This is a genomic window from Pseudarthrobacter sp. MOO14, assembly GCF_058267675.1.
On the sequence record NZ_CM177849.1, the window covers coordinates 2,896,264 to 2,920,543 of the forward strand.

The following is a 24,280-nucleotide window of genomic DNA, read 5'->3' on the forward strand; positions in this document are numbered from 1 at the left end:
GCTCGAAGGGGGGCCGACAGGCTCAACGACCGTTTGCTGAGCCTGTCGGAACCAGGGTCAGGACAGGGGTGCGATGCCTGGGTAGAGCGGGTGGGCTTTGGCCAGGGCCTCGACGCGGTGACGGAGCCCGGAAAGGTCCGCGCCGGCGTCGGCCGTCAATGCCTCGGCGATGATGTCCGCAACCTCCCGGAAGGCGTCCTCGTCGAACCCGCGGGTGGCCAGCGCCGGGGTGCCGATGCGCAGGCCTGAGGTGACCATGGGCGGGCGCGGGTCGAAGGGCACGGCGTTGCGGTTGACGGTGATGTCGATCGCGGCGAGCCGGTCCTCGGCCTGCTGTCCGTCAAGTTCGCAGTTGCGCAGGTCGACGAGGACCAGGTGCACGTCGGTGCCGCCGGAGACCACACTGATGCCCTTTGCGGTGACGTCCGGCTGGACCAGGCGTTCTGCCAGCAGGCGCGCGCCGGCGAGCACACGTTCCTGGCGTTCGCGGAACTCTTCGGTGGCGGCGATCTTGAAGGCCACCGCCTTGCCGGCGATGACGTGTTCCAGCGGGCCGCCCTGCTGTCCCGGGAACACTGCCGAGTTGATCTTCTTGGCGATGTCGGCGTCGTTGCTCAGGATGATCCCGCCGCGCGGACCGGCGAGGGTCTTGTGCGTGGTGGAGGTGGTGACGTGCGCGTGCGGCACCGGGCTCGGGTGAAGGCCTGCTGCGACCAGCCCGGCGAAGTGCGCCATGTCCACCATCAGGTACGCGCCCACGGAATCGGCGATCCGGCGGAACTCGGCGAAATCCAGCTGGCGGGCGTAGGCGGACCAGCCGGCCACGATGAGCTGCGGCTTGTGCTCCCGGGCCAGGCGTTCCACCTCGGCCATGTCGATGGTGTGGGTGTCCTCCCGGACCTGGTACGGCACCACGTTGTAGAGCTTGCCGGAGAAGTTGATGCGCATGCCGTGCGTGAGGTGGCCGCCGTGCGCCAGGTTCAGGCCCATGATGGTGTCGCCGGGCTTGATCAGGGCGTGCATCACGGAGGCGTTGGCTTGGGCTCCGGAGTGCGGCTGGACGTTGGCGTATTCCGCGCCGAACAGGGCCTTCACCCGGTCGATCGCCAGTTGCTCGATCACGTCGACGTGTTCGCAGCCGCCGTAGTAGCGCTTGCCCGGGTAGCCCTCAGCGTACTTGTTGGTCAGGACTGAGCCTTGGGCCTGCATGACGGCGGCGGCCGTGTGGTTCTCGGAGGCGATCATTTCCAGGCCGTCGCGCTGGCGGCCAAGCTCGTCGTCGATCCTGGCGGCAACCTCAGGGTCCAGGACGGACAGGTCGGCGTTCAGGCTGGGGGAGGCCACCTGCTCGAAGGCGCCCACTTCTGCCGGGGCGCTCACAGCTCGCCGCCGTTTGCTGCGGCGTATTCCTCGGCGGACATGAGCGGGCCTTCCTCGGTGACGGACACCTTGAAGAGCCAGCCTGCACCGTAGGGATCGCTGTTGATCAGGGCGGGGTCCGAGACCACGCCGTCGTTGATCTCGGTGACCTCGCCGGTGACCGGGGCGTAGAGGTCGGAGACGGACTTGGTGGATTCCACCTCGCCGCAGGTTTCGCCGGCCGTGACGATGGAGCCGACCTCAGGCAGGTCCACGTACACGATGTCGCCCAGGGCGTCGGCCGCCACGGCGGAAATCCCGATCCCCGCAGGCCCGGATCCGTCCACAGCAACCCATTCGTGCTCGGCGGAGTATTTCAGTTCAGCTACAACTTTTGCCATGTGTGTTTCCTTGGGTTCGTGTTGAGAAAGTGAGAAAGCGTTGGGTTGATTCCCGCAACAAGTGAGCGGGCGTTGGGTTGATTCCCGCAACAAGTGAGCGGGCGTTGGGTTGATTCCCGCAAGAAGTGAGCGGGCGTTGGGTTGATTCCCGCAAGAAGTGAGCGGGCGTTGGGTTGATTCCCGCAACAAGTGAGCGGGCGTTGGGTCCTGCGGGTGCGGCCCCCCGGGCCGAACCCAGCCCCGGAAGCTACTTCTGGCGCCTGTAAAACGGGAGGGGGACCACTTCGAAGCGCTCGGGCTTTCCGCGGAGGTCGATGTCAAGGACGGTGCCGACTTCAGCAAATTCGACCTCGACGTAGGCCATGGCGATGGGGTATCCGAGGGTGGGGGAGGGCTGGCCGGAGGTTACTTCGCCCACCAGGGTGCCGTCCTTAAGGACGGGGTAATGGGCGCGGCCGGCGCGGCGTCCGGCACCCTTGAGGCCCACCAACTTCTGCCCGATGGTTGATCCGACTCCGGCGGCCTTGATGGCTGCCAGGGCGTCCTTGCCCACGAAGTCGCCTTCCTTGGCCAGCGACACCACGGGGCCCAGGCCTGCCGCGTAAGCGTTGACGTAGCGGGAGAGTTCGTTGCCGTAGAGCGGCATCCCGGCTTCGAGGCGTAGCGAGTCGCGGGCGGCGAGGCCGGCGGGCACCAGGCCGGAGCCTTCGCCGGCCTGGAGCAGTGCCTCCCACAGCGCGGGCGCGTCCAGGTTGGGAACGTAGATCTCGAACCCGTCCTCGCCGGTGTAGCCGGTCCGGGCCACGAGCAGGTCTTGGACCGTGCCGTTGACGGCGATGCCCACCTCCACGGCGGCGTAGTACTTGAGCCCGGTGAGCAGTGCGTGCTGTTCGGCCGGGACCAGCGTCAGGAGGATCGCTTCGGAATTCGGTCCCTGGACGGCGATCAGCGAGGTGTTGGCGGAGGCGTCCTCCACAGTGACGTCGAAGGCGGCGGAGCGTTCCAGGAGTTCCTTGGCCACCACTGCGGCGTTGCCCGCGTTGGGCACCACCAGGTACCTGTCAACGCCCTCTTCGGGGGATGGCCGGCGGTAGGTGATGAGGTCGTCGATGATGCCGCCGTCTTCGTTGCAGATCAGCGAGTACTTTGCCTTGCCGATGGCGACCGCGGAGATCTTGCCCACCAGGGCGTAGTCCAGGAACGCGGCGGCGTCGGGGCCGGTGACCCAGACTTCTCCCATGTGGGAGAGGTCGAACAGCCCGGCGGCCTTGCGGACAGCGTGGTGTTCCGCGAGTTCAGACTCGTACTTGAGCGGCATCTGCCAGCCGCCGAAGTCCGTGAACGAGGCCCCGGCCTTCTTGTGCTGCTCGAAAAGAGCGGTGTAGTTCTCGGTCATGGGAATCAGTCTTCCAATCCGGTGATTGAGCTTGTCGAAGTCTCGAACGCTTCGAGGGGCGGGCAGGAGCAGACCAGGTTCCGGTCGCCGGCGGCGCCGTCGATCCGGCCGACGGGTGGGAAGTACTTGTCCTGGCGGAGCGAGGCAACGGGGAAGGCCGCCTGCTCCCGCGGGTAGGCGCGGTCCCAGTCAGAGCTGACGACGGCGGCCGCAGTGTGGGGTGCGTTGCGCACCGGGGATGCCTCCAGGGTGATGTCGCCGTTGGCCACCTGCTGGATCTCGCCATGAATGGTGATCATGGCCTCGATGAAGCGGTCGATCTCGGCCAGGTCCTCGGACTCGGTGGGCTCCACCATCAGCGTGCCCGCGACAGGGAACGAAAGGGTGGGGGCGTGGAAACCGAAGTCGATCAGCCGCTTGGCCACGTCCTCGGCCGTGACTCCCGTCTTCGCCGTGAGTTCGCGCAGGTCCAGGATGCACTCGTGCGCCACCAGCCCGCCTTCACCGGTGTAGAGGACCGGGAAGTACTCGTTCAGGCGGGACGCGACGTAGTTGGCCGCCAGCAGCGCGGACTTGGTGGCCTCGGTCAGGCCCTCACCGCCCATCAGCTTCACGTACGCCCACGAAATCGGCAGCACGCCGGCCGAACCGAACCGGGACGCCGAGATCGCCACACCGTGCCCGGCTTCGTGCGCCGCCTTGTTCGCGTCGCCCGGCATGAACGGTGCCAGGTGCGCCTTGGCGGCAACGGGCCCGACGCCGGGTCCCCCGCCGCCGTGCGGGATGCAGAAGGTCTTGTGCAGGTTCAGGTGGGACACGTCCCCGCCGAACTGGCCCGGCTGGGCCAGCCCTACAAGTGCGTTGAGGTTGGCGCCGTCAACGTAGACCTGGCCGCCGGCAGCATGCACAGCGTCACAGACTTCGCGGACATCGGAGTCGTACACGCCGTGCGTGGACGGGTACGTGATCATGATGGCCGAGAGGACGTCCTTGTTGGCCTCGATCTTGGCCGTCAGGTCGTCGTGGTCGATGGTGCCGTCGGCAGCCGTGGCAACCACGACCACCTTCATGCCCGCGAGCACGGCGGAGGCGGCGTTGGTGCCGTGCGCCGAGGCCGGGATCAGGCAGACGTTGCGCTGCTGCTCGCCCCGGGAATGGTGGTAGCCGCGGATCGCGAGCAGCCCGGCGAGTTCGCCCTGCGAGCCCGCGTTGGGCTGGATGGACACCTGGTCATACCCGGTGATCTCGGCGAGGTCCGCTTCCAGGCCGGCGATGAGTTCGCGCCAGCCTTCGGTCTGGGAGTCCGGGGCGAACGGGTGGATCGAGGCGAACTCCGGCCAGGAAATGGCTTCCATCTCGGCCGTGGCGTTCAGCTTCATGGTGCATGAACCCAGCGGGATCATGGTGCGGTCCAGCGCCAGGTCGCGGTCCGAGAGCTTGCGGATGTAACGCAGCAGCTGGGTTTCGGACCGGTGCGTGTTGAAGACCGGGTGCTGCAGGTAGGCCGAGGAACGCAAAATAGTGTCGGGCAGTTCGAATCCCTGGGCGTCACCCACCGGACCGGCGCCAAAGGCGACGGCGACGGCGGAAAGTGTTGCCGCCGTCGTCGTCTCATCAACGGAGACGCCCACCGTGTCCGGATCGATGAAGCGCAGGTTGATGCCGCGGGCTTCAGCGGCGGTGATCACCTTGGCGGCCTTGCCCGGAACGCGGACGGTGAGGGTGTCGAAGAAGGAGTCCGTGACCAGTTCGCGGCCCAGTGACGTGAGTGCTGTTGCCAGGACCCTGGCCTTGTGGTGGACGGTCTCTGCGATCGCCTTCAGGCCGTCGGGGCCGTGGTAAACGGCGTAGAAGGAGGACACGATGGCCAGCAGCGCCTGGGCGGTGCAGATGTTGGATGTGGCCTTCTCGCGGCGGATGTGCTGCTCGCGGGTCTGCAAAGCCAGGCGGTAAGCGGGAACGCCGGCATCGTCCTTGGACACCCCAACCAGGCGGCCGGGCAGGGAACGTTCCAGGCCCTTTCGGACGGCCATGTAGGCGGCGTGCGGCCCCCCAAAGAACAACGGCACACCAAAACGCTGGGCCGAGCCGACAGCAATGTCCGCGCCCTGCTCGCCCGGAGGGGTAATCAGGGTCAGGGCCAGCAGGTCCGCAGCCACCGTGACCAGCGCGCCCCGGTCCTTGGCAGCGGTGATCACGGCGGACTGGTCCCACACCCGGCCGGAGACCCCGGGCTGCTGCAGCACGACGCCATTGATGTCGCCCTCGGGCAGGCCCTTGGACAGGTCCGCGACCTCCACCTCGAAGCCCAGCGCCTCCGCACGGCCCCTGACAATAGCGATGGTCTGCGGAAGTACGTCGATGTCCAGGACCGTCTTGCCGTCCTTGGCTGCCGCGGACTTGTTGGCGCGGCGCATCAGGAGCACGGCCTCGGCCACGGCGGTGGCTTCATCCAGCAAGGAAGCGTTGGCTATCGGGAGCGCCGTCAGGTCCTGCACCATGGTCTGGAAGTTCAGCAGCGCCTCAAGCCGGCCCTGCGAGATTTCCGGCTGGTACGGGGTGTAGGCGGTGTACCAGGCCGGGGATTCCAGGATGTTGCGGCGGATCACCGGCGGCGTCACGGTGTCGTAGTAGCCCTGGCCGATCATCTGGACGGCAGTCTTGTTCTTCGCGGCAAGCTTCCGCAGTTCCGTGAGGACTTCAACCTCGCTGAGGGCGTCGGTCAGCTTGAGCGCAGTTTCCTGCCGGATGGACGCGGGGACGGCCACGTCAACCAGGCCGTCCACGCTGTCGTATCCCACGGCCTTGAGCATGGTGTCGACGTCGGCCTGGCGGCGCGCGCCGATATGGCGGTCCACGAAGGATGTTGGAAGCGACTGAATCGTCATGAGAAACTCCAGGTCTGGCCGGCCAGGGTGGCACGGCGTGGGATGGGTTCCTCCCCGCTCTGTATTGGACCTGAGAGATTCCGCGTTGCCTGCTGGTGGCAGGGGACCGCTTGCACCGTCGGTGAACCAGGCCGGAGCCTGGTTGCTTTCCAGAGTCGCCTCGCCGTGACGGTACATGGGCCTGAGAGATTCCTGGGGAGGATTTGCTCCTACGGCGCCTGCCCGGTGATTCGCCGGGAGGACTCTCCCGTCACAGCTCGAAAGGCTTATTCAAATGTGGGTGATTCGGCTCACAAGGTATCGGGACGAACCCGTCATTGGCAAATCGGCCAGGTGCGGTGAGGGGCTTGACTGGGCGCGTGACGCCTTCGTTCCCCGCTTGTGTCGGAAGGGGTTTGACATTCGATCGTGACGGACACCACACTGAACCCGGGATTGGCGCCGCCGGTGGCTGGCTCAGCGTATCCGGAGCGGCCTACCAGTCGGCGCCTGTCCCGTGCATGCCCGGCGGCGGCCCAAAAAGCCGCCGACCTCCAACTGAATACGCCTTCGACCTGCGGCGGGAGAGTCCTGCCGGGTACACCCAGCAGGCGCCGTAGGAGCAAACCCTCCCCAGGAAACTCTCAGGCCCACGTACCGCCGCGGACAGGCAACTCTGGAAAGCAGCCGGGCATGACCTTGGCTCACCGACGGTGCAAGCGGCTTTGGCTGCGGAAACTCTCAGGTCCACAACAGAGCGGGGAGGAACCAAATCTTTGCGGCTCCAAAAGCCGCTTTATCGATGGAGTTCCTCATGGCGATTCATCCCCCCACGTCCAACAGCGAACCAGCCCGCGGCCAGGGTGCTGCCACGGCGGCCCGCAGCGGGCCTCCCCACCTGGAACGGCAACTCACCAACCGGCATATCCAGCTCATCGCCATTGGTGGCGCGATCGGCACAGGCCTGTTCATGGGTTCCGGCAAGACCATTTCCGCCGCCGGACCTTCCGTGATCTTCGTGTACATGATCATCGGCTTCATGCTTTTCTTCGTCATGCGGGCCATGGGCGAGTTGCTGCTGAGCAACCTGAACTACAAGTCCTTCAGTGATTTCGCCGCCGACCTCCTGGGTCCGTGGGCAGGCTTCTTCACCGGGTGGACGTACTGGTTCTGCTGGGTGATCACCGGAATCGCGGACGTCATCGCCATCGCCGGGTACTCAAAAGAACTTTGGCCGGCGCTGCCGCTTTGGATCCCGGGCCTGGCCACGGTGGGCATCCTGCTGCTGCTGAACCTCGCCACGGTCAAGGCGTTCGGCGAGACAGAGTTCTGGTTCGCCCTCATCAAGATCGTCGCCATCGCGGCCCTGATCATCGTGGGACTTTTCATGATCTTCACCGGTTTCCAGAGCGACGCGGGCACGGCTAGCTTCACCAACCTGTGGAGCCATGGCGGGTTCTTCCCCAATGAGTTCATGGGCTTTGTGGCCGGATTCCAGATTGCAGTATTCGCCTTCGTGGGCATCGAACTGGTGGGCACCACCGCCGCCGAGGCCAAGAATCCCGAGCGCACGCTGCCCAGGGCCATCAACGCCATCCCCGTCCGCGTGCTGCTCTTCTATGTCGGCGCGCTGGTCATCCTCATGGCAGTCACCCCGTGGACCCAGTTCGCCGCCGGCCACAGCCCCTTCATCGGGATGTTCTCCCTGGCCGGCCTCGGCGCCGCGGCCACGGTGGTCAACCTGGTGGTCCTCACTTCGGCGATGTCCTCTGCGAACTCCGGCATCTACTCCACGTCCCGCATGGTCTTCGGCCTGGCCCAGGAAGGCGACGCCCCCGGTGTCTTCAGCCGGCTCTCCACGAGGAAGGTGCCCAGCAACGCGCTGTTCCTGTCCTGCGTCCTGCTGCTGTCCGGCGTCGTACTCATGTATGCGGGCCAGGATGTTGGCATGGCCTTTGAAATGGTGACCACCGTGTCGGCCGTCTGCTTCGTCTTTGTCTGGTCGATCATCCTCGCGAGCTACATCTCTTTCCGGCGTCGCCGCCCGCACCTGCACGCGGCCTCGAAGTTCAAGATGCCCGGTGGCATCCCCGCCGTGTGGGTGGTGTACGCGTTCTTCGCCTTCGTTCTCTGGGCCCTGACCACCCAGCCCGACACGCTCGCTGCCCTGCTGGTGACTCCCGTCTGGTTCGTCATCCTCGGCGTGGCGTGGGCCATTCTCCGGCGCCGTCCCGCGCACCTGGCCCGCTTCGAGGTCTTCCGGGCCGAGCTTCGGGCCGACGAGGCCGCCGGTCGCCGCGGCGAACGCGCGGACGCAGAAGAGCCGGCCCAAAAAGTGTAAGCATGCTTAGTGTTTATCCACTTAGGATGGGATGACACGGCAGCCACGCGCTGCAGGTCGATTTGAATGAAGGTGACCATGGCCCGGCGCAGCAACCCCGCACTCCGTATCGCACAGGAAACCGCCCATAACGCGATGTTTGACGCCCAGGGCAAGCCCAAGCCCGGCGTTCACAACATGATCCTGAAGGCCGTGCAGATCCAGCGGCCTTTGGTGGTGGGCTACATCCGGAGGCTCCAGAAGAAGCATCCGCGGGCAACAGCCGCGCAGTTGGCAGACATCGCGGAACGCGACTACCTCCGGGCTGTCGCCGGAGGAGGCGCCCTGGTGGGTGCCACCGCCGTCGTCCCCGGCGTTGGAACCGTGGCGTCGCTGGGACTTTCCGCGGCCGCCACCGTTGGCTTCCTGGAAGCCACGGCCCTTTACGCAACGTCGCTGGCTGAACTGCACGGCATCAGGCTGACCAACCCGGAGAAAGCCGGCACCATGGTCATGGCCATCATGCTCGGCGAAGAGGGCACTGCGCTGCTGGGGACCCTCAGCGGCCAGGCAGCCGGCAACAGCGCAGGCAATGCCTGGGGGAGCGTTCTGTCCAAGTCGATGGTGGTGCCGGGATTCGGGAGCGTCCGTAAGCGGATCCAGTCGGCCTTCCTGAAGAACCTCCTGAAGCGGCAGGGCACTGCGTTATTTGGCCGCGCCCTGCCCTTCGGGATAGGGGCTGTTGTGGGTGGAGCCGGTAACCTCATGATGGGCCGCGCAGTGGCCAGGAACGCCCGCGAGGCTTTTGGGCCGATGCCGGACACCATTCCCGGCGAGCTGACCGCCGCTGCCGCGCCGGACAACCTGACGCTGGAAGGCAACACACTTGGATCTCAACGCTGACGTAGGGCAATCATTCGGCTCCTGGACGGCAGGAGGCGATCCGGCGATGTTCCAGATGGCCACCAGCGTAAACGTGGCGTGCGGCCTCCACGCCGGTGACCCCATCACCATGCTGGACAGCTGCAGGGCCGCCTACGAACTGGATGTCACCGTCGGGGCCCACCTCGGCTACCGCGATCTGGCCGGCTACGGCCGCCGCGCGCTGGACATGAGTTTTGATGAGCTCTTCGGTGACGTGCTGTACCAACTGGGGGCGCTCGACGGCGTAGCGCATGCGGTGGGTGCCTCTGTGGACTACGTCAAGCCGCACGGAGCCCTGTATGAAGCGGTGATCCATGACGCCGAGCAAGCCTCCGCCGTGGTGGCGGCCGTCAACGCCTACGATCCCGGCCTGCCCATCCTGGGCTTCCCCGGCTCGGAGCTGCTCAAGCAGGCCAAGGAAGCGGGGCACCCGGTGTTCGTCGAGGCCTTCGCCGACCGTGCCTACCGCGCCGATGGCAGCCTGGTGCCGCTTTCCGAGGACGATGCCGTCCTGTACGACGTTGATGCGGTTGTCGAACGGGCTGTTCGCCTGGCTACGCGAGGCGAAGTGGCGGCCGCGGACGGAACTGTCATTGCGGTCCGGCCGGACTCCCTGTGCATTCACGGTGGGACTCCTGACGCCGTAGAGATGGCGGTCCGGATCAGGGCAGGGCTTGAGGCAGCCGGCGTCGGGCTGGAGTCCTTCGCCTAGGAGCCTGCAGCCGTAGGGCATGCCGGCTTAGCTGCTCCAGCGGCACCGCAGCTGACCGGAATCGCCTCAGCGTCACGTCCGGCTGTACCGGAGTCACTCTGACCGGGCCTGGGTTACTTCGGCTGAACCGGGGTCGCCCCAGCGTCACATCCGGCTGAACCGAAGTCGCCCCAGCTTCACCTCCGGCTGATCCGGAGTCACTCCGACAGGGCGAACGGCGTCTCGAAGAACTCTACCCACAGGGGGTCTTCCGGTGACAGGTCGTTGAGGTCTATGAGGTTGGCGTCGTCCGGTTCCCATGGCGGGAGGTCTTCAATGCCTGCCTGTTCGCCGTGGAATTGGACGGGCATTGCTTTAGTTCTGGCCGGCGGGGTTCCTGGTGGCCAGTGGGTTGGTTGGGGGTCGTGTTGTTCGGGTTTGTAGTGTCGGCCGGTGGGTGAGGTCCAGCCGGGTGGTTTGTTTTTGGTGGCTGGGTCGGGGGTCCAGGTGCTGTGGTGTTTGAGGCGGTGGTGTCGGGGGCAGAGTTGGGCCAGGTTGTGGGTTCCGGTGGTGCCGCCGTGGTGCCAGGGGTTGAGGTGGTCGGTGTCGTTGTCGGGGGTGTGGTTGGTGCAGCCGGGGAAGGTGCATGTGGTGTCCCGCAGCCGGAGCCATTGTTTGATGGTCGCCGGGAGCCGGTAGCGGGTGCGGCCGATTTCCAGGGGTGCCCCGTCGCGGGGGTCGACCAGGACCCGGTAGAACGATTCCGCGCCGCCGGCGACGAGCTTCCGCGCCATGGATGCCGGGATCGGCCCGAACCCGTCCAGTACCGCGGGCTCCTCGGTGAGGCCGAGCAGTGAGAACACCGGGACCGTGACCAGGACGTCCGCCCGCGGCGTGGGGATCTTGCCGATAGCACCGGCATCTGCGGCAGCTTCACCCGGGGCTGTCGCGTTTCCGGCGCCGAGGAGCAGGGATGCGGCGACGTCGGCGCGGAGCTGGGTGAGGGTGCGGGGCTCGTCGGGGGTTTGGAGGCCGCGGGCGGTGGCGGTGCTGCGGTTCCAGATCGCGCATGCGGTGTCCCCGGGCAGGTAGAGCGAGAGCCAGGCCATCCCGTCGTGGTCCGGGGCGTAATCCATCCGCCGGTCCGCCACCCCCTTGGCGTGGCGTTTCTCCAGGGTTTCGGGGTGGTGGCGTTCCCGCCAGGCCCGGACCTTCGCCCGGAACCGGGACGGGACAAGGTCACCGGGCGCCGCGCCCCGGGCCGGGTGGGGCGCGTCAGGGTCAAAGAAATGCGCCACCAACCCGGCCGCCCCTGCAGAGGTCAGGCCTTCGGTTTCGTCGGCCACGATCCGGGCGTGCTGCCACGACACCCCACCCGCAGCCAAGGCTTCAAACACAGGTGGCAGTGAACAAACCCGCCGGGACTGCTCCACCAACGCCCCGGAAACCCCGGAACTGATGGTGAGGATCCCGGCGATCTCCTCCACCACCGACATCTCCGCATACGTGCGCTCCTCCACCGGGGCGTCCGGCGGAAGCAGAGCATGCTGGAACCCGACGCACTCCGCCACGTCTTGGGCTTTCACCGCCGCCAGCTGGGCCTCCAACCGGGCCACCACCTCCAGCCGCCCCAAGCATGACTCATACCGCCGCTGCAGCACGTCCACTTCAGCACCAACGTCGGCGCCGGAACAAAGCGCAGCATCCTCCAGAACCAGCCCGCTGAGCGCAGCAACAGAGGCAGAAACACCCATCACCACCGCCAGATCCGCACCGATTCCCATAAACACATCATCCAACGGGGCACTGACATTTATGCCTGCCGACCAGTCCTGCCGACCAGTCCTGCCCCCAGGCCCTGTCGCCAAGCACCCGCTCAAGCCAAACCGGGCCGGACGCCCTCGTGGCGCAACCAAGGTGCCGTGAGCGTGCGAGCCTCATCCCGCCGTCGTACGCGCCAAACGCACCCGGGACCTGCGGGAGCGAAAGCTACCCGAAGATGAGCTGCGCCACGGTGAATATCGCAAGCCCCGCCAGGGAGCCCACCACCGTGCCGTTGATGCGGATGAACTGCAGGTCCTTGCCCACCTGCAGTTCGATCTTCTGCGAGGTCTCCTCGGCATCCCAACGGGCCACCGTGTCCGTGATGACCCCGGCGATGTCCGAGCGATAAGTCTTTACCAAGTAGGCCGCGGCGTCCCCGATCCAGGCGTTGACCTTCCCCGCCAGTTCGGGGTCGCCCACCAGCCTGGTCCCGAAATCCCGCACAGCTGCCTTGAACTTGATGGTGAGTTCGCTGTCGGGATCGTCCACGGCACCGAGCAGCGCATTCTTGACGGTGCCCCACGTGCGGGACGCGAGTTCGCGCACCTCGGGATCACCCAGGACCTGGGCCTTGATGTCCTCGGCCCGGGCAATCATGGCCGGGTCGTGCTGAAGGTCCTGCGCGAGGTCGTTCAGGTACTTGTCGATCGACTGCCGCACCTGGTGGTTGGGGTCGGCCTGGACGGCCCGGACGAACTTCAGGATCTCTACGTACACCTTGTCGCCCACCAGCCCGTCCACGAACTGCGGCACCCAGGTGGGGGAGCGGTCGGACACCAGGCGGCTGACGGTCTCGTGGTTGTCGTCCACCCAGTCCGCGGCGCGGTCCACCATCAGGTCCACCAGGGTGTGGTGGTGCCCGTCATGGAAGATCCGCTCGGCGAGCCTGCCCACCGGCGGGCCCCACGGCGGGGTGAGCAGGTGCTTGCGCACCATGCCCTCGATGACGGCCTGGACGTCGTCGTCATTCAAAACCTTAAAGGCGCCGCGGATCACGGCGGCACCTTCCTTGGCCACCCGCTCCGCACCACCCGGCGCGGCCAGCCACTGGCCGGCACGGCCGGCGATGTTGACGCTTGCCAGCTTGTCCTGGACCACCTGTTCGGAGAGGAAATTCGTCTCCACGAATTCGCCCAGGGAAGCGCCGATCTGGTCTTTCCGGCGGGGGATGATCGCGGTGTGCGGAATCTTGATGCCCATGGGGTATTTGAACAGGGCAGTGACGGCAAACCAGTCGGCGAGCGCGCCCACCATGCCCCCCTCGGCGGCTGCGCGCACGTACTGCAGCCACGGGTAGTCCCTCTGGAGGGCAAACGCGAAGACAAAGATCACGGCCATGGCAATGAGCAGGCTCAGCGCCAGCAGCTTCATTTTCCGCAGCGCTGCCGCCTTTTCGGCGTCACCGGCGCCAGGATCGCGGGCGACGACGGCGCCTGCCGCCAAGGTGCCCTGCCGCACCTGCCGCGTCGCCTCCGCTGGTGCATCCTGCGCGGCGCGCCCGGTAGTTGCCTCAGAGTTCACCTGCATGTGCCAAGCCTAGCCCCGAAGGCGGAAGCCGGTCCGCTACCGTGTGAGCATGACAACTGACGAGTCTGTGCCGCAACGGCCGTTGGTCTACGCCCACCGGGGCTCCAGCGGCACCTACGCTGAACATACCCGCGCCGCCTACCTGCAGGCTTTGGCTGACGGGGCCGACGGGGTGGAGTGCGATGTCCACCTGACCCGGGACCAGCACGTGGTACTGCTCCACGACGCCAACCTGGACCGTACCTCGGACGGCACGGGGCCGGTGGGGGACCGGACCCTGCACGAACTGCGGCAGCTGGACTTTTCGTCGTGGAAGGGGGCGCGGATTCCCGAGGCCTACGGCGCCCGTTCCGAGCAGTTCCTCACCCTTCCGGAGCTCCTGGACATCCTCCGCGGTGCGGGGCGGCCCGTGGGCCTGGCCATCGAGCTCAAGCATCCAAGCCCTTACCAGCTCAAGCTGGAGGACCGGGTACTGGAAGTGCTCCGCAGCCAAGGCTGGGATCCGGAAAGCTCCACGCTGGATAACGTGGCCGTGACCTTCATGAGTTTCAGCCCCGATTCAGTCCGCCACCTCCTGGAATCCGTCCCGCCCCGCTACATTTGCCAGCTCGTGGACGATCTCACCGTCCACGAGATACGCGGCGGACTGGGCGTGGGTCCCATTACCGGCGGAGCGATCGCCAACCTGATGAAGGCCACCCAACTCGAGGGCGAACAAATCCTGGACGACTGCCTGGTGGGCATGGCGGGTCCCGGCATCGACTACGTCCGCGAACGCCGGGACACCGTCCGCCGCTGGCTGGACTCCGGCCGGCGCTTCAGGGTCTGGACGGTCGACGCGCCGGAGGACGTTGACCTGTGCCAGGAACTGGGCATCCAGGAGATCACCACCAACGTGCCGGCCCGGGTCCTGGGCCAGCTCCGCGTGGCGTCACCGCAGGCGAAGTAGGACGGCCGTGGCGGAGGGCGGCGTCGGCGGATCCTTCCCGCGCAGGTGGTGGGCCGGTTCGCTGGACGTGGAGGGCCTGGCCCTGCAATCGGTGGGGGCAGCGGCGGAGGCGCTGAACCGGTACACGGGTGACGCGGGCCGGTTCAGCACCTCCGCTGCCTTGACGGCGGCAGCCTTCGACTCCTTCGGACACCTGCGGATCGAGGGGCGCCAGCCGCAGGGCTTCGCGCCGCTGTCGGGCTTCCGGCGCACCGCGGACGGCTGGATCCGGCTGCACGCCAACTACCCGCACCATGAGCAGCGGCTGCTGCAGGCGCTGGGGGCGTCCTCCGCCGATGACGCGGATCAGGCACTCCGCGCCATGCCGTCGCTGCAGGCGGAAGCTGCCATCCAAGGCAACGGCGGGATCGCTGCGGCCGTAAGGACCCGCACCGAATGGCTGGCGACGGACATGGGCCGGGCCGCCGGCCAAGGACCCTGGGCCGCTGTGGAGTTTGCCGATGGTGCGACGGCGGGCCTGGGCCTGGGTGACGTCGCCGCAACAACCCCGGGTCGTCGGCACACTGTTGGCCGGCCCCTGGGTGGCGTCCGCGTCCTGGACCTGACCCGGGTTATCGCAGGGCCCGTCGCCACCCGTTTGCTGGCCGCGCTCGGAGCGGATGTCCTCCGGATCGACCCGCCGGCTTTCCCCGAGATCGCGGACCAGTTCGTGGACACGGCGTTCGGCAAGCGCAGCGCGGAAGCCGATCTTGGCCTCCCGGCAAACCAGTACAGCCTGCGGCAGCTGCTGGCCGGTGCGGATGTAGTGGTCACCGGCTACCGGCACGCCGCCCTGGACCGTTTTGGGCTCAACCCCCGGGAATTGCTGGCCGCACACCCGGGCCTGGTGGTGGTTACCCTCAACAGTTGGGGCACGACCGGGCCCTGGAGCGGCCTGCGCGGCTTCGACAGCATTGTCCAGGCCGCCTGCGGGATTGCCCGCGCATACGGGAGGAACGACGACGACGGGTGGCGCCCGGGTGCCCTTCCGGTCCAGGCGCTGGACCACGCCACAGGGTACGGCGTGGCGGCGGCGGTGATCCACCTGGTGGACAGCCGCAGGCAGTCTGGGGTGGGCGCCGCTGCGCACCTGTCTCTGGCCCGGACGGCGGAGGAACTTTTTGCGTTGCCGGACACCGAGGCAGTCCGCGGGGAGCTGGCAGCACCGGAGTACCGCACCATGGACAGCCCCTACGGCGTGCTCCGCTACGTTGGGCCGCCCCTGCTTTCCGGCGGCCTGCCCCTGGACTATCCGTCTCCGCCCCCGGGCTACGGCAGCGCCACGCTCACCTGGGCCTGACGAAAGACGCAGCCCCGCCTCTCGTCGGCACCGCCGCAGCTGGCACGGCCGGTTGCGAGCGCCCGCTCCTGCTGTGGTTGAGTGGTTCCATGTCTTTTCCCCGGTCCGGCCCCGCTGTCCAGGGCCTGCCCTTGCACGTCCTGCCCTTGCACTGCCTTCCACTCCAAGGCTTGTCCGCCGCTGCCATGGGTGCCCTCCTGCTGGCCAGTGCCGGCAAGCATTTCCGCGACCCTGGTTTCTTCCGTGACGTTGTTCCGGAATACCTCTGCCGCGTGGATCCGCAACCCGGTCTGCCCCAGGTGCCCCAGCACCCGCTGGCGCTCCTTTCCCGGGACGAATGGATCGCGGTGAGCGGGCTGCTGGAACTGGCTGCCGCCGTCGGCGTCCTCCTCCCGCCTACCCGGAAGCTGACTGCCACCGCCCTCACCGGAATGTTCACCGCATTCCTGGCAGGGCACGTCGACGCCCTGGTGCGGGCGTACGGTCCGGAGGGTTCGCCCCGCCGGAAGATCCACTCGCTGCGGCTCCCGCTGCAGGCGCCACTGATCCTGTGGGCCTGGAGCCTGCGGAAGCCGGCCTCGCCAGGGTGCCCGCCGGGACGCCGGCCGTGAAACTGACGGGCTCGCCCGCGGTGAAAGTGGGAATCTCCATCAGCATCGCTACCGGCCTGTATGGAATCTCCTTTGGGGCGTTGTCAGTGACGTCCGGCCTCAACCTGTGGCAGACCATGGCGCTGAGCCTGCTCCTGTTCAGCGGCGGCTCGCAGTTCGCGTTCATCGGTGTCGTTGCCGGAGGAGGCTCGGGTATCGCGGCCATGAGCGCCGCCACCTTGTTGGGCATGCGCAACGGCATCTACGGCATGCAGTTGAACGCGCTGCTGAGGCCCAGCGGCTGGCGCAAGTACGTGGGTGCGCAGCTGACCATCGACGAGTCCACCGCCACCAGCACCGGACAGACGGATCCGGCCGAGCAGCGCCGCGGATTCTGGACCGCCGGGATTGGCATTTATGTGCTGTGGAACATCTTCACGCTCGTAGGCGCCCTGGCCGGGAGCGGCCTGGGCGATCCCAAGAGGTGGGGACTCGATGGCGCCGCCGTGGCAGCGTTCCTCGCACTGCTCTGGCCGCGGCTAAAGGGCCGGGAGCCCGTTGCGATCGCGGTGGCGTGCGCCGTAGCCACCGTGATTGCCGTGCCGTTCGTGCCGCCGGGGGTCCCTATCCTGGTGGCAGCTGTGGTGGCGGCGCTGGCGGGATGGCTAAGCCACGGCCGGCGTGACGAAGGCCTCGAACCGGACATCGAGCCATACGGGCACCCGGCCGGCCGCCACGCTCGCGGGAGTGCACCGCAGGCAGGCGCCGCGGAGCGCGGCGACACCACTGGCCCGGCGGCCGCCCCATGAGCCTGTGGATCTGGCTGCTGATCGCGTGTGCCCTTGCCTACGCGTGGAAACTCGTGGGGTATTTCGTTCCTGCCAAGCTCCTGGCGGACCCTCGTGCCTCGCGTATTGCCGGCACCATGACCATCGGGCTGCTCGCCTCGCTGACCGTGGTCAACGCCGTGGCCTCCGGACAGGCGCTGGCCGCCGACGCACGGCTGGGTGCGCTGGCCGCGGCCGCGGTGGCCCTGGCGTTCCGGGCGCCTTTCCTGGTGGTGGTTATCGCCGGGGCAGGAACCGCGGCGCTGCTGAGGCTGCTGGGCTGGAACTGACCACCAGCATCACAGAGTGATATAGATCACGCCCTGCGTGGTTTGCCGGTTGTATCATGAAATCGGCTTATGCAGCTGGCCACGGCATTCGCGATGAACGGCACCCATGGAAAACAAGCTGCAGGTGGCAAGGGACTTGGCGGGCGGTCCCCGGCAAAAAAATGCTCGACGCCGGGCGGGACTTCCCGCCAAACGTTTCTTCAAGCGCTTTGCAGGCCTGTCGGACGTGCCGCCGGAGGACCTGGAAATCCTGTCGCAGAGGCTGCAGGCGGCACTCGACCTGGACCCGTCGTCGTCCGCCCCTGCCTTGCAAGCCCTGGTGCGCCGGGAGGTCCGCAAGCGGGCTGAGGGCGGCAGGGCCTAACGCCCCCAGCCTTCCGGGTGCCGCGTATGGTGCACTGGAACAGAGGCGGCCCTCACGGGCGCTGCCACAAAGGAGGAACCGAAATGGACGAACAGTCACGGCCCGCCGGGCCGGAAGACGGCCAGGGCACCGAGGACGCCGGGAAAGACAGGCCGGAAGATTACTCCGCCGGGAGTTCGCCAGCGGAGCAGCCTGCGAAGCAGCGGTCCGCCTATCTTAATCCCCGCGGCTCGGAAGGAACCCGGGAACTGCGGGACACTGCCAGGCGGCGCCGGGATGCGGAAGAAAAGCTGCAGCAGCACCTGATGGAAGCGAAAGAACACGTCCCCAACGAGTTCCACGAACACCACCCGCATGCCCACGACACCGAACCGGGCCGGCCCGAGGGCAAAGGCGATGCTGCAGAATAGGCCCCGGAATAATCCTGACTGCCGTGCCCGGTATCGAGCAGGGGCGGGTTGTATTTCCGTGCTGTCCGGGATGAGCCCCGGGCGGGGGCTCGCTGGCTAAGCCAGTCTTTGGCTGGCTCCATCGGGCGAAGCGGCCCTGCGGCAGCTTTCCTCGACTGCCATCTCGTACCACGCCTCGGCGCCGAACTCGGGCTCTGGCGTATCAAGGTTCTGGTAGAGGGCGTCCAGCAGCTCCGCGAGTTCCGCAGGCTCCAGGGCCGGGAGGACTTCCTCGGGGCCACGGGGGTCCGTGAGGTAGCGGACAAGGTGTGAACTGTTCATTGCAGTGCTGCCATTGCGCGGCGGAAGGGCGCAAAATTGCTCATGGGTCGCCTCCAGCTGAAATTCCCGCGGCTGGCTGCTTAACCTCTCCAGATTCTATGGCACTGGACAAGGCCCCCACAATGTAACCGCCCCACAATGTATCCCGCCCGGCAATGGACCCCACCCGGCAATGGACCTGGCACGGCGCCGGACCTGGCACGGCGCCGCGGCGGATGGCCAGTGGGCCAGCGCCGGTTCAGGCTGTGGGGGCCGGGACAGGCACGTGCGCGGGAAGCGGACGCGCCGGCCGGTCGGCGCGGATGGCATCCTCCACCAGCGCCAGGGGCCGCCGCCACGCATCGGAGCCGGGCTCCATGGTGTCCACCACGCCGATCAGCATGGCAAGCAGCCGGAACATGTCGGTCATGGAAATGTCGGCACGCAGCGTGCCCTGTCCTTGTCCCCGGACCAGCAGCACACTGATGGACTCCATGAGCGAACCGGTGATCCCGGTGAGGAGTTCCCGCCGCCCGGCGACGGCGCACAGCAGGTTGGCGTCGGCGCTGGCGGCTGCCATCAGTGCTTCGAGTACGCGCAGCAACCCCGCTGTGGCGTCGATATCGGCCAGGGCGCCGTCCATGACGGGGTCCACGGTAAGGCGGAGTTGCCGGTTGAGCGCAGCGAGGACCAGTTCTTCCTTGTCCGCGAAGTTCCGGAACAGGGTAGCCGGGCCCACTCCGGCCGTTGTTGCGATGGTTTGGAGCGGCACTTCGGGACCGAATTCCCGGAAACACTGGCGCGCCGCCGTGATGATCTTGTCCACGTTCCGCGCTGCGTCCGCACGGAGGGGCTTTCGGGCGACTGCGAGGCTCATGGCCAACAGGTTAGCAACGGAGGCTCCGGCCGGCATGGTTACCGCAGGGTAGGCGCTTATGTGACGGCCGCTGCCGGTGGTCCAGCCTGCGGCGGCCGGGATCCGCGTGGGACACTGGGGGCATGTTGCTTGCATTTTCCGTGGCTCCCTCAGGTGTTCCCAGCGAGGGCGCCAGGCCCGACGACGCTTCAGTGCACGACGCCGTTGCCGCCGCGGTGAAGATCGTCCGGGAGTCGGGTCTGCCCAACCAGACGGATTCGATGTTCACCACCATCGAGGGTGAATGGGACGAGGTGTTCGACGTCGTCAAGCGTGCCACCGAGGCTGTGGGACGTTACGGCAGCCGGGTGTCGCTGGTGATCAAGGCTGATATCCGGCCGGGTTACTCGGGCGAAATCACCGCGAAAGTGGACCGCCTGGAAGGCGCACTGGCCCAGGAATCCTGAGCCCGCGGGAGGACCGGACGCATCTGGACCCCCACGGCGCCCCGTGCCAAACTGTGCCCATGTTCGAGCACAAGCCCCGTCCGGAGTGGATAGCCACCGAAGAGTTCCTGTCCCGAACCGTGGTGCATCCGGATGCGGCCCTCCAGCAGGCCATCCGGGCGGCGGCGGATGCCGGGATGCCCGCCATCGAGGTGGCACCCAACGCCGGGAAGCTGCTGAAGCTGCTGGTCCAGATGTCCGGGGCCCGCCGCATCCTGGAAATCGGAACGCTGGCCGGCTACAGCACCATCTGGCTGGGCCGGGGCCTTCCGCCCAGTGGCACGCTGGTCACGTGCGAATACCTGCCCCAGCACGCCGAGGTGGCGTGGGCGAACATTGACGCCGCCGGCCTGGGGGAGAAAGTGGAGATCCGGCTGGGGCCGGCGCTCGACACCCTTGCCGCCCTTGAGGAAGAGGACCGGGAACCGTTCGACTTCATCTTCATTGACGCTGACAAGCAGAACAACAGCCACTACCTTGAGTGGGCCGTCAGGCTGTGCAGGCCGGGTGCCACCGTGGTGGTGGACAACACCATCTGGGAGGGTGCGGTCCTGGACCCGGGCATGGATCCGGTCAATGCGCCCGGAATCATTGACGCACTCACGCTCTTGGGCAACCACCCGCGCCTGGACGCCACCGTAATACAGACCGTGGGCTCCAAAGGCTGGGACGGATTCGCCGTTGCCCGCATCCTCCCGCCAAATAGTAAGTAAGCTGTGTAGATGCGTCCCGGGGGCCGGGCGCCCCCAGCGTCGATGGAGGAACGTTTGCAAGCGGTAACCACTTCTGTCTTCTTTGATTCCACCGACGCCGGCATCTCCCCATGGAGCTCATTCCTGCGCGCAGTTCCGGACGCTGCAGGCGACGTCACTGCCCTGTTGGCCCTGGCCGTGGAAGCGGGCGAAACCTGGCCGCGTCCCGGAGAAGGCCGGACGCAGCTGTTATGGGAGCTCCTGGCCTCTGTCGCCGCCATTGACGTGGCGGCAGCCCGGGTATTAGAGCCGCATATGGACGCCATTGCCATTCTTTCCCAAGCTGCCGGCACGGATACCGCTGACCAGCCGCCCGGGGAAGGCGTCGGAGCGTCATGGGGCGTCTTCGCGGCAGAGGCCCCCGGCGTCAGCCTGCGGGCCAGCCGCGACGGCGGCACGGTGGTCCTGGACGGGGCCAAACCGTGGTGCTCCTTGGCTGCAAGCCTGGACCGTGCCGTCATCACCGCCCATACGGACGACGGCGGCAGGGCGGCTTTCGCCGTCGACCTCCGCCACCCCGGGGTACGGTGCGAAGAGCCCGCCTGGGTGGCGCGCGGCCTCCGGGAGATCCCCAGTGGAACCGTGCGCTTCGACCACGTTCCGGCACTGGCCCTGGGTGGAACCGGCTGGTATCACAGCCGCCCCGGCTTCGCCTGGGGAGGCATGGGCGTTGCCGCTTGTTGGCTGGGCGGCGCGGTGGGAGTGGCCCGCGATTTCCGCGCCGGCCTGCTAGCCGGCGCCGACGCCGGGAGGGAACCGGACCAAGTGGCGCTCGCCGCCCTCGGCGAGGTGGACCGCACCCTCACTGCCGCCATGCAATACCTCGCCCGCACCGCGGCACGCATCGATGACGGCAGCCTGGGCGCCCACGGCCAAAGTTCCTGGAGCGAAGCCCAGCGTGTCCGCGGAACCGTTGCTTCCGCCGTCGAACGCGTCCTGCACCTGGTGCTTTCCAACCGGGGCCCCGCCCCACTTGCCTTCGACGAACGTTATGCCAAACGGACGGCGGACCTGGGACTGTACGTGCGCCAGCATCACGGGTCACGGGACGACGCCCAGCTGGGCCGCCTCACGCTGAAGGGTGACTGCCCGTGGTGACCTTCTCGCACGCGGACCAAGGCACCGCCGAAGCAGCCTGGGCCGGAAGCGAACTGTCGGTCGCGCCGGAACTGCCGCTCGGCCCCGATGAACTCGCTGCGCTGCGCTTCGTGGTCCTGGCCGCCCATCCTGACGATGAGACCCTCGGCGCGGGCGGACTCATGGCGCGGCTGGCCGCGCTGGGCGCGCAAGTGGAAGTCCTCCTGTGCACGGCGGGGGAGGGATCCCACCCGGATTCCCCCACCACCTCACCCGAGGAGTTGGCGCAGGCCCGGTTGGCGGAATTCGCCGCGGCACTGACCGTCCTGGGATTGGGGGACCGGTGGCGCTTCCTCGGTTTTCCGGACCGCGGCCTCGGCTCCCACGCGGACGCCATCGCCGCTGCCGTCAGGGATGCAGCGGCGCGGCTGCCCGGGCGGGCCGACCAGCTGGTCCTGGTTGCGCCCTACCGTTCCGACGGCCACTCCGACCACGACGCACTCGGTGCCGTGGCAGCGGAAACCGCCCGGAAGAATGGCCACGCACTGCTGGAGTACCCCATCTGGTACTGGCATTGGGCCACGCCCGGTGACCAGCAGTGGCGGGCGTGGCTCCGGTTCCCGCTGGACGGCGAGTCCGGCGCGGCCAAAGAACGTGCCATGGCTGCCCACGCCACCCAAGTCATGCCGCTGTCCCCGGCCCAGGGGGACGAAACCCTGCTGAGCCGGGACTTCCTTGGCCATTTCGCCCGCGGCTACGAAGTGTTTGCCTGGACACCGCCCCGGGACGCGTCCGGCCCGGCACACTCCAGCCAGGACGCCGAGGAGGTCTTCGACGTCGTCCATAACGGCTCCGCCGACCCCTGGAACTACGCCTCGAGCTGGTATGAGCGGCGCAAGCGGGCGATCACCCTCGCGGCCCTCCCGGATGAGACCTATGAGCGCGGCCTGGAAGTGGGCTGCTCCATCGGTACCCTCACGGAGGACCTCGCGGGCCGCTGCCGCAGCCTGCTGGCCGTTGATGCCAGTGGGGCCGCGGTTCGCCGAGCCACGCAACGGCTTGACGGCAACCACGAGGTCCGCGTCGAGCAGCGCGTGGTCCCAGGCTCCTGGCCCGGCGGAACATTCGACCTGCTGGTGGTGTCCGAGGTCGGCTACTACCTGGCCCCCGGCGAGCTCGCTGACCTGTGGGACCGGGTGGAGGCCTCACTGGAACCGGGCGGGGTCCTGGTCCTGTGCCACTGGCGGCACCCGATCGACGGCTGGCAGCTCGACGGCGACACCGTCCACGCGCTCGCCCGCCAACGGTTGGGCTGGCCAACCACGGGGCTGTACCGGGAGCGGGACTTCGTCCTGGAATTCCTGGTGTGCCCGGCCCGCGGGACGGGCGTGGCATGACGCTGGCGGCTCCGGGGGGACCAGCCGCAGGGTTTCGGCACGGCATGGGGGCAACGCAGATCGACAAAGTGGCCGTCGTGATCCCGGCGCACAACGAGGAACAGGCCCTGGAGCGGGCGCTCACTTCAGCCGGAACCGCCGCGGACCGGCTGGCCGTGGACAGTCCCGGAACTGAGGCGGAGGTTGTTATTGTCCTCGACGCCTGCACGGACCGGTCGCTCGAGGTAGCCGCCGGCTTCGCAGCCCGTGACCTCCGCTTCCGCGTCCTGCCCGTCGGTTTCCACAGTGTGGGAAAGAGCCGCCGGGCAGGTTGCGGGGCCGTGCTGGAAAGCCTGGGCGGTTCCGGCGCGGCGGGTATTCCGGCACGTCGCCTGTGGTTGGCCAACACCGACGCCGATTCACAGGTACCGGAAGACTGGCTGCTCCGGCAGCTGGAACTGGCAGCCGCCGGAGCCGACCTTGTCCTTGGCTCCGTGGAGCCCGATGCCCATGGGACACACCACGAGCTGTTGGCCCGCTGGCACGCCCGGCATGCCTTGGCCGAGGACCACCCACACGTCCATGGGGCCAACCTGGGTGTCCGCGCTTCGGCCTATCTCGCGGCCGGGGGCTTCCCTGGGATTGACCGCGACGAAGACAGGATCCTGGTGGAGCGGCTTCGCGCGGGCGGGGCAGCAATCGTTTCCACTGACACCACGCGCGTCCTTACCTCGGGGCGGACCAGCGGCCGCGCGCCCGGCGGGTTCGCCGCTTACCTCCTGGCGCTGGCACAACCCTGACGGCGCGTGCGTCCGGCGGTCACACGAGGTCCGGAGCGCTCGCCACGATGTAGTCCGCCGCCGCCGGTCCGGTCATGGAAAGGTTGTTGCTGTCGGGATCGATGCCTGCCTGCTGCAACGCCTCCCACAGGGAGGACGGGGTGTGGGGCTCGGCCTTATTCAGGAGGCACCAGCTGGTGTAAAGGCCATAGAGCTCGTCCCGTCCAAGGCCCAGTCCGGGCTCCCTGTCCGGGACAACTGCCTCGGCTAGGAACTGGTCAAAATGTGTAGCAGTCATGTTCGCTCATTTGGTTGGAGCTTGTATCCGCCGTCTGCTTCAGCGGCCACGCCGGTTCCCAAAAGGCCCCGGCAAGGTATTCACGAAACTATTGCAGGAGGCGCGGCTTGTCCAGTCACGCCGAAAGAGGGCAGGCCCATGGGGGGCCGACGGCGACTGGGGGGACTGGCCTCGGTCTCAGAAGAGGCCATCTCACCGCCGGCCCCGCTTCGCCCCGGACCCCACAGCCCGGGAAACTTCGACAGGACCTTCACCATG

Annotated in this window: 24 protein-coding genes and 3 riboswitches; of the genes, 15 read left to right on the forward strand and 9 right to left on the reverse strand. The window is 67.5% G+C overall.

The window, feature by feature from the left end:
* Positions 1-57: 57 nt before the first annotated feature.
* The 4 genes from glyA to gcvP form a co-directional block, all read right to left on the reverse strand.
* Positions 58-1,380: a serine hydroxymethyltransferase gene (gene glyA / locus AC4EEV_RS13550; RefSeq protein WP_491329194.1), complete on the reverse strand. Its 1,323-nt coding sequence runs from the start codon at positions 1,378-1,380 to the stop codon at positions 58-60.
* On the reverse strand, positions 1,377-1,760 hold the full coding sequence (gcvH, locus tag AC4EEV_RS13555; RefSeq protein WP_018763959.1) for a glycine cleavage system protein GcvH: 384 nt from the start codon (positions 1,758-1,760) through the stop codon (positions 1,377-1,379). Before gcvH ends, glyA begins: the two co-directional genes overlap by 4 nt.
* A 247-nt stretch (positions 1,761-2,007) precedes the next feature.
* A complete protein-coding gene (gcvT, locus tag AC4EEV_RS13560; protein WP_491329195.1) occupies positions 2,008-3,156 on the reverse strand; it encodes a glycine cleavage system aminomethyltransferase GcvT in 1,149 nt (382 codons plus the stop codon).
* Positions 3,157-3,161: 5 nt separating this feature from the next.
* Positions 3,162-6,044, reverse strand: coding sequence for an aminomethyl-transferring glycine dehydrogenase (gcvP, locus tag AC4EEV_RS13565; protein ID WP_491329196.1), 2,883 nt, complete (start codon positions 6,042-6,044; stop codon positions 3,162-3,164).
* Between the two features lie 159 nt (positions 6,045-6,203).
* Positions 6,204-6,304, reverse strand: a riboswitch (glycine riboswitch).
* Between the two features lie 290 nt (positions 6,305-6,594).
* Positions 6,595-6,693: riboswitch (glycine riboswitch) on the forward strand.
* A riboswitch (glycine riboswitch) is annotated at positions 6,694-6,789 on the forward strand.
* 48 nt (positions 6,790-6,837) lie between these two features.
* Between gcvP and cycA the strand changes: the two genes are divergently transcribed.
* From cycA to AC4EEV_RS13580, 3 genes are all read left to right on the forward strand, one after another.
* Positions 6,838-8,364, forward strand: coding sequence for a D-serine/D-alanine/glycine transporter (gene cycA / locus AC4EEV_RS13570; RefSeq protein WP_133831185.1), 1,527 nt, complete (start codon positions 6,838-6,840; stop codon positions 8,362-8,364).
* A gap of 78 nt (positions 8,365-8,442) precedes the next feature.
* On the forward strand, positions 8,443-9,246 hold the full coding sequence (locus tag AC4EEV_RS13575; protein WP_491330887.1) for a hypothetical protein: 804 nt from the start codon (positions 8,443-8,445) through the stop codon (positions 9,244-9,246).
* Positions 9,230-9,979, forward strand: a complete 750-nt coding sequence (locus tag AC4EEV_RS13580; protein ID WP_491329197.1) for a LamB/YcsF family protein — start codon at positions 9,230-9,232, stop codon at positions 9,977-9,979. Before AC4EEV_RS13575 ends, AC4EEV_RS13580 begins: the two co-directional genes overlap by 17 nt.
* Positions 9,980-10,176: 197 nt before the next feature.
* On the opposite strand, the gene AC4EEV_RS13585 is transcribed toward AC4EEV_RS13580, so the two are convergent.
* On the reverse strand, positions 10,177-11,742 hold the full coding sequence (locus tag AC4EEV_RS13585; protein ID WP_491329198.1) for an HNH endonuclease signature motif containing protein: 1,566 nt from the start codon (positions 11,740-11,742) through the stop codon (positions 10,177-10,179).
* Between the two features lie 205 nt (positions 11,743-11,947).
* Positions 11,948-13,153, reverse strand: coding sequence for a DUF445 domain-containing protein (locus AC4EEV_RS13590; protein WP_491330888.1), 1,206 nt, complete (start codon positions 13,151-13,153; stop codon positions 11,948-11,950).
* Between the two features lie 205 nt (positions 13,154-13,358).
* Between AC4EEV_RS13590 and AC4EEV_RS13595 the strand changes: the two genes are divergently transcribed.
* From AC4EEV_RS13595 to AC4EEV_RS13625, 7 genes are all read left to right on the forward strand, one after another.
* The gene (locus tag AC4EEV_RS13595; protein WP_491329199.1) at positions 13,359-14,258 is read left to right on the forward strand and encodes a glycerophosphodiester phosphodiesterase; all 900 of its coding nucleotides are present in this window, start codon (positions 13,359-13,361) and stop codon (positions 14,256-14,258) included.
* Positions 14,259-14,265: 7 nt separating this feature from the next.
* Positions 14,266-15,597 carry a CoA transferase gene (locus AC4EEV_RS13600; RefSeq protein WP_491329200.1) on the forward strand — a complete coding sequence of 444 codons (1,332 nt, stop codon included), beginning with the start codon at positions 14,266-14,268 and terminating at the stop codon, positions 15,595-15,597.
* Between the two features lie 89 nt (positions 15,598-15,686).
* Positions 15,687-16,208, forward strand: a complete 522-nt coding sequence (locus AC4EEV_RS13605; RefSeq protein ID WP_491329201.1) for a DoxX family protein — start codon at positions 15,687-15,689, stop codon at positions 16,206-16,208.
* Complete coding sequence (locus AC4EEV_RS13610; protein ID WP_240617796.1) at positions 16,205-16,996, forward strand: AzlC family ABC transporter permease; 792 nt, start codon at positions 16,205-16,207, stop codon at positions 16,994-16,996. The genes AC4EEV_RS13605 and AC4EEV_RS13610 overlap by 4 nt, the downstream gene beginning before the upstream one ends.
* Positions 16,993-17,304, forward strand: a complete 312-nt coding sequence (locus AC4EEV_RS13615; RefSeq protein ID WP_018763036.1) for an AzlD domain-containing protein — start codon at positions 16,993-16,995, stop codon at positions 17,302-17,304. The genes AC4EEV_RS13610 and AC4EEV_RS13615 overlap by 4 nt, the downstream gene beginning before the upstream one ends.
* A 106-nt stretch (positions 17,305-17,410) precedes the next feature.
* Positions 17,411-17,668 carry a hypothetical protein gene (locus tag AC4EEV_RS13620; protein WP_018763037.1) on the forward strand — a complete coding sequence of 86 codons (258 nt, stop codon included), beginning with the start codon at positions 17,411-17,413 and terminating at the stop codon, positions 17,666-17,668.
* Between the two features lie 83 nt (positions 17,669-17,751).
* Positions 17,752-18,078 carry a hypothetical protein gene (locus AC4EEV_RS13625; protein WP_491329202.1) on the forward strand — a complete coding sequence of 109 codons (327 nt, stop codon included), beginning with the start codon at positions 17,752-17,754 and terminating at the stop codon, positions 18,076-18,078.
* A gap of 96 nt (positions 18,079-18,174) precedes the next feature.
* Here the strand turns inward: AC4EEV_RS13625 and AC4EEV_RS13630 are convergent, their stop codons facing one another.
* Both AC4EEV_RS13630 and AC4EEV_RS13635 read right to left on the reverse strand, forming a co-directional pair.
* Positions 18,175-18,399, reverse strand: a complete 225-nt coding sequence (locus tag AC4EEV_RS13630) for a hypothetical protein (protein WP_018763039.1) — start codon at positions 18,397-18,399, stop codon at positions 18,175-18,177.
* Between the two features lie 238 nt (positions 18,400-18,637).
* Positions 18,638-19,255, reverse strand: coding sequence for a TetR/AcrR family transcriptional regulator (locus tag AC4EEV_RS13635; protein WP_026264947.1), 618 nt, complete (start codon positions 19,253-19,255; stop codon positions 18,638-18,640).
* 122 nt (positions 19,256-19,377) lie between these two features.
* On the opposite strand from AC4EEV_RS13635, the gene AC4EEV_RS13640 reads away from it, so the two are divergent.
* From AC4EEV_RS13640 to AC4EEV_RS13660, 5 genes are read left to right on the forward strand one after another with little or no spacing between them, the layout of a single operon-like run.
* A complete protein-coding gene (locus AC4EEV_RS13640; protein WP_018763041.1) occupies positions 19,378-19,701 on the forward strand; it encodes a thiamine-binding protein in 324 nt (107 codons plus the stop codon).
* A gap of 59 nt (positions 19,702-19,760) precedes the next feature.
* Complete coding sequence (locus AC4EEV_RS13645; RefSeq protein WP_018763042.1) at positions 19,761-20,453, forward strand: O-methyltransferase; 693 nt, start codon at positions 19,761-19,763, stop codon at positions 20,451-20,453.
* 54 nt (positions 20,454-20,507) lie between these two features.
* Entirely contained in the window at positions 20,508-21,590 is a 1,083-nt protein-coding gene (locus AC4EEV_RS13650; protein WP_491329203.1) for an acyl-CoA dehydrogenase family protein, read from the forward strand.
* Positions 21,584-22,966 carry a PIG-L family deacetylase gene (locus AC4EEV_RS13655; protein ID WP_491329204.1) on the forward strand — a complete coding sequence of 461 codons (1,383 nt, stop codon included), beginning with the start codon at positions 21,584-21,586 and terminating at the stop codon, positions 22,964-22,966. The genes AC4EEV_RS13650 and AC4EEV_RS13655 overlap by 7 nt, the downstream gene beginning before the upstream one ends.
* A gap of 44 nt (positions 22,967-23,010) precedes the next feature.
* Positions 23,011-23,745 carry a glycosyltransferase family 2 protein gene (locus AC4EEV_RS13660; RefSeq protein WP_491329205.1) on the forward strand — a complete coding sequence of 245 codons (735 nt, stop codon included), beginning with the start codon at positions 23,011-23,013 and terminating at the stop codon, positions 23,743-23,745.
* Positions 23,746-23,764: 19 nt separating this feature from the next.
* Here AC4EEV_RS13660 and AC4EEV_RS13665 read toward each other — a convergent pair whose 3' ends face one another.
* Complete coding sequence (locus tag AC4EEV_RS13665) at positions 23,765-24,022, reverse strand: hypothetical protein (protein ID WP_018763046.1); 258 nt, start codon at positions 24,020-24,022, stop codon at positions 23,765-23,767.
* Between the last annotated feature and the right edge of the window lie 258 nt (positions 24,023-24,280).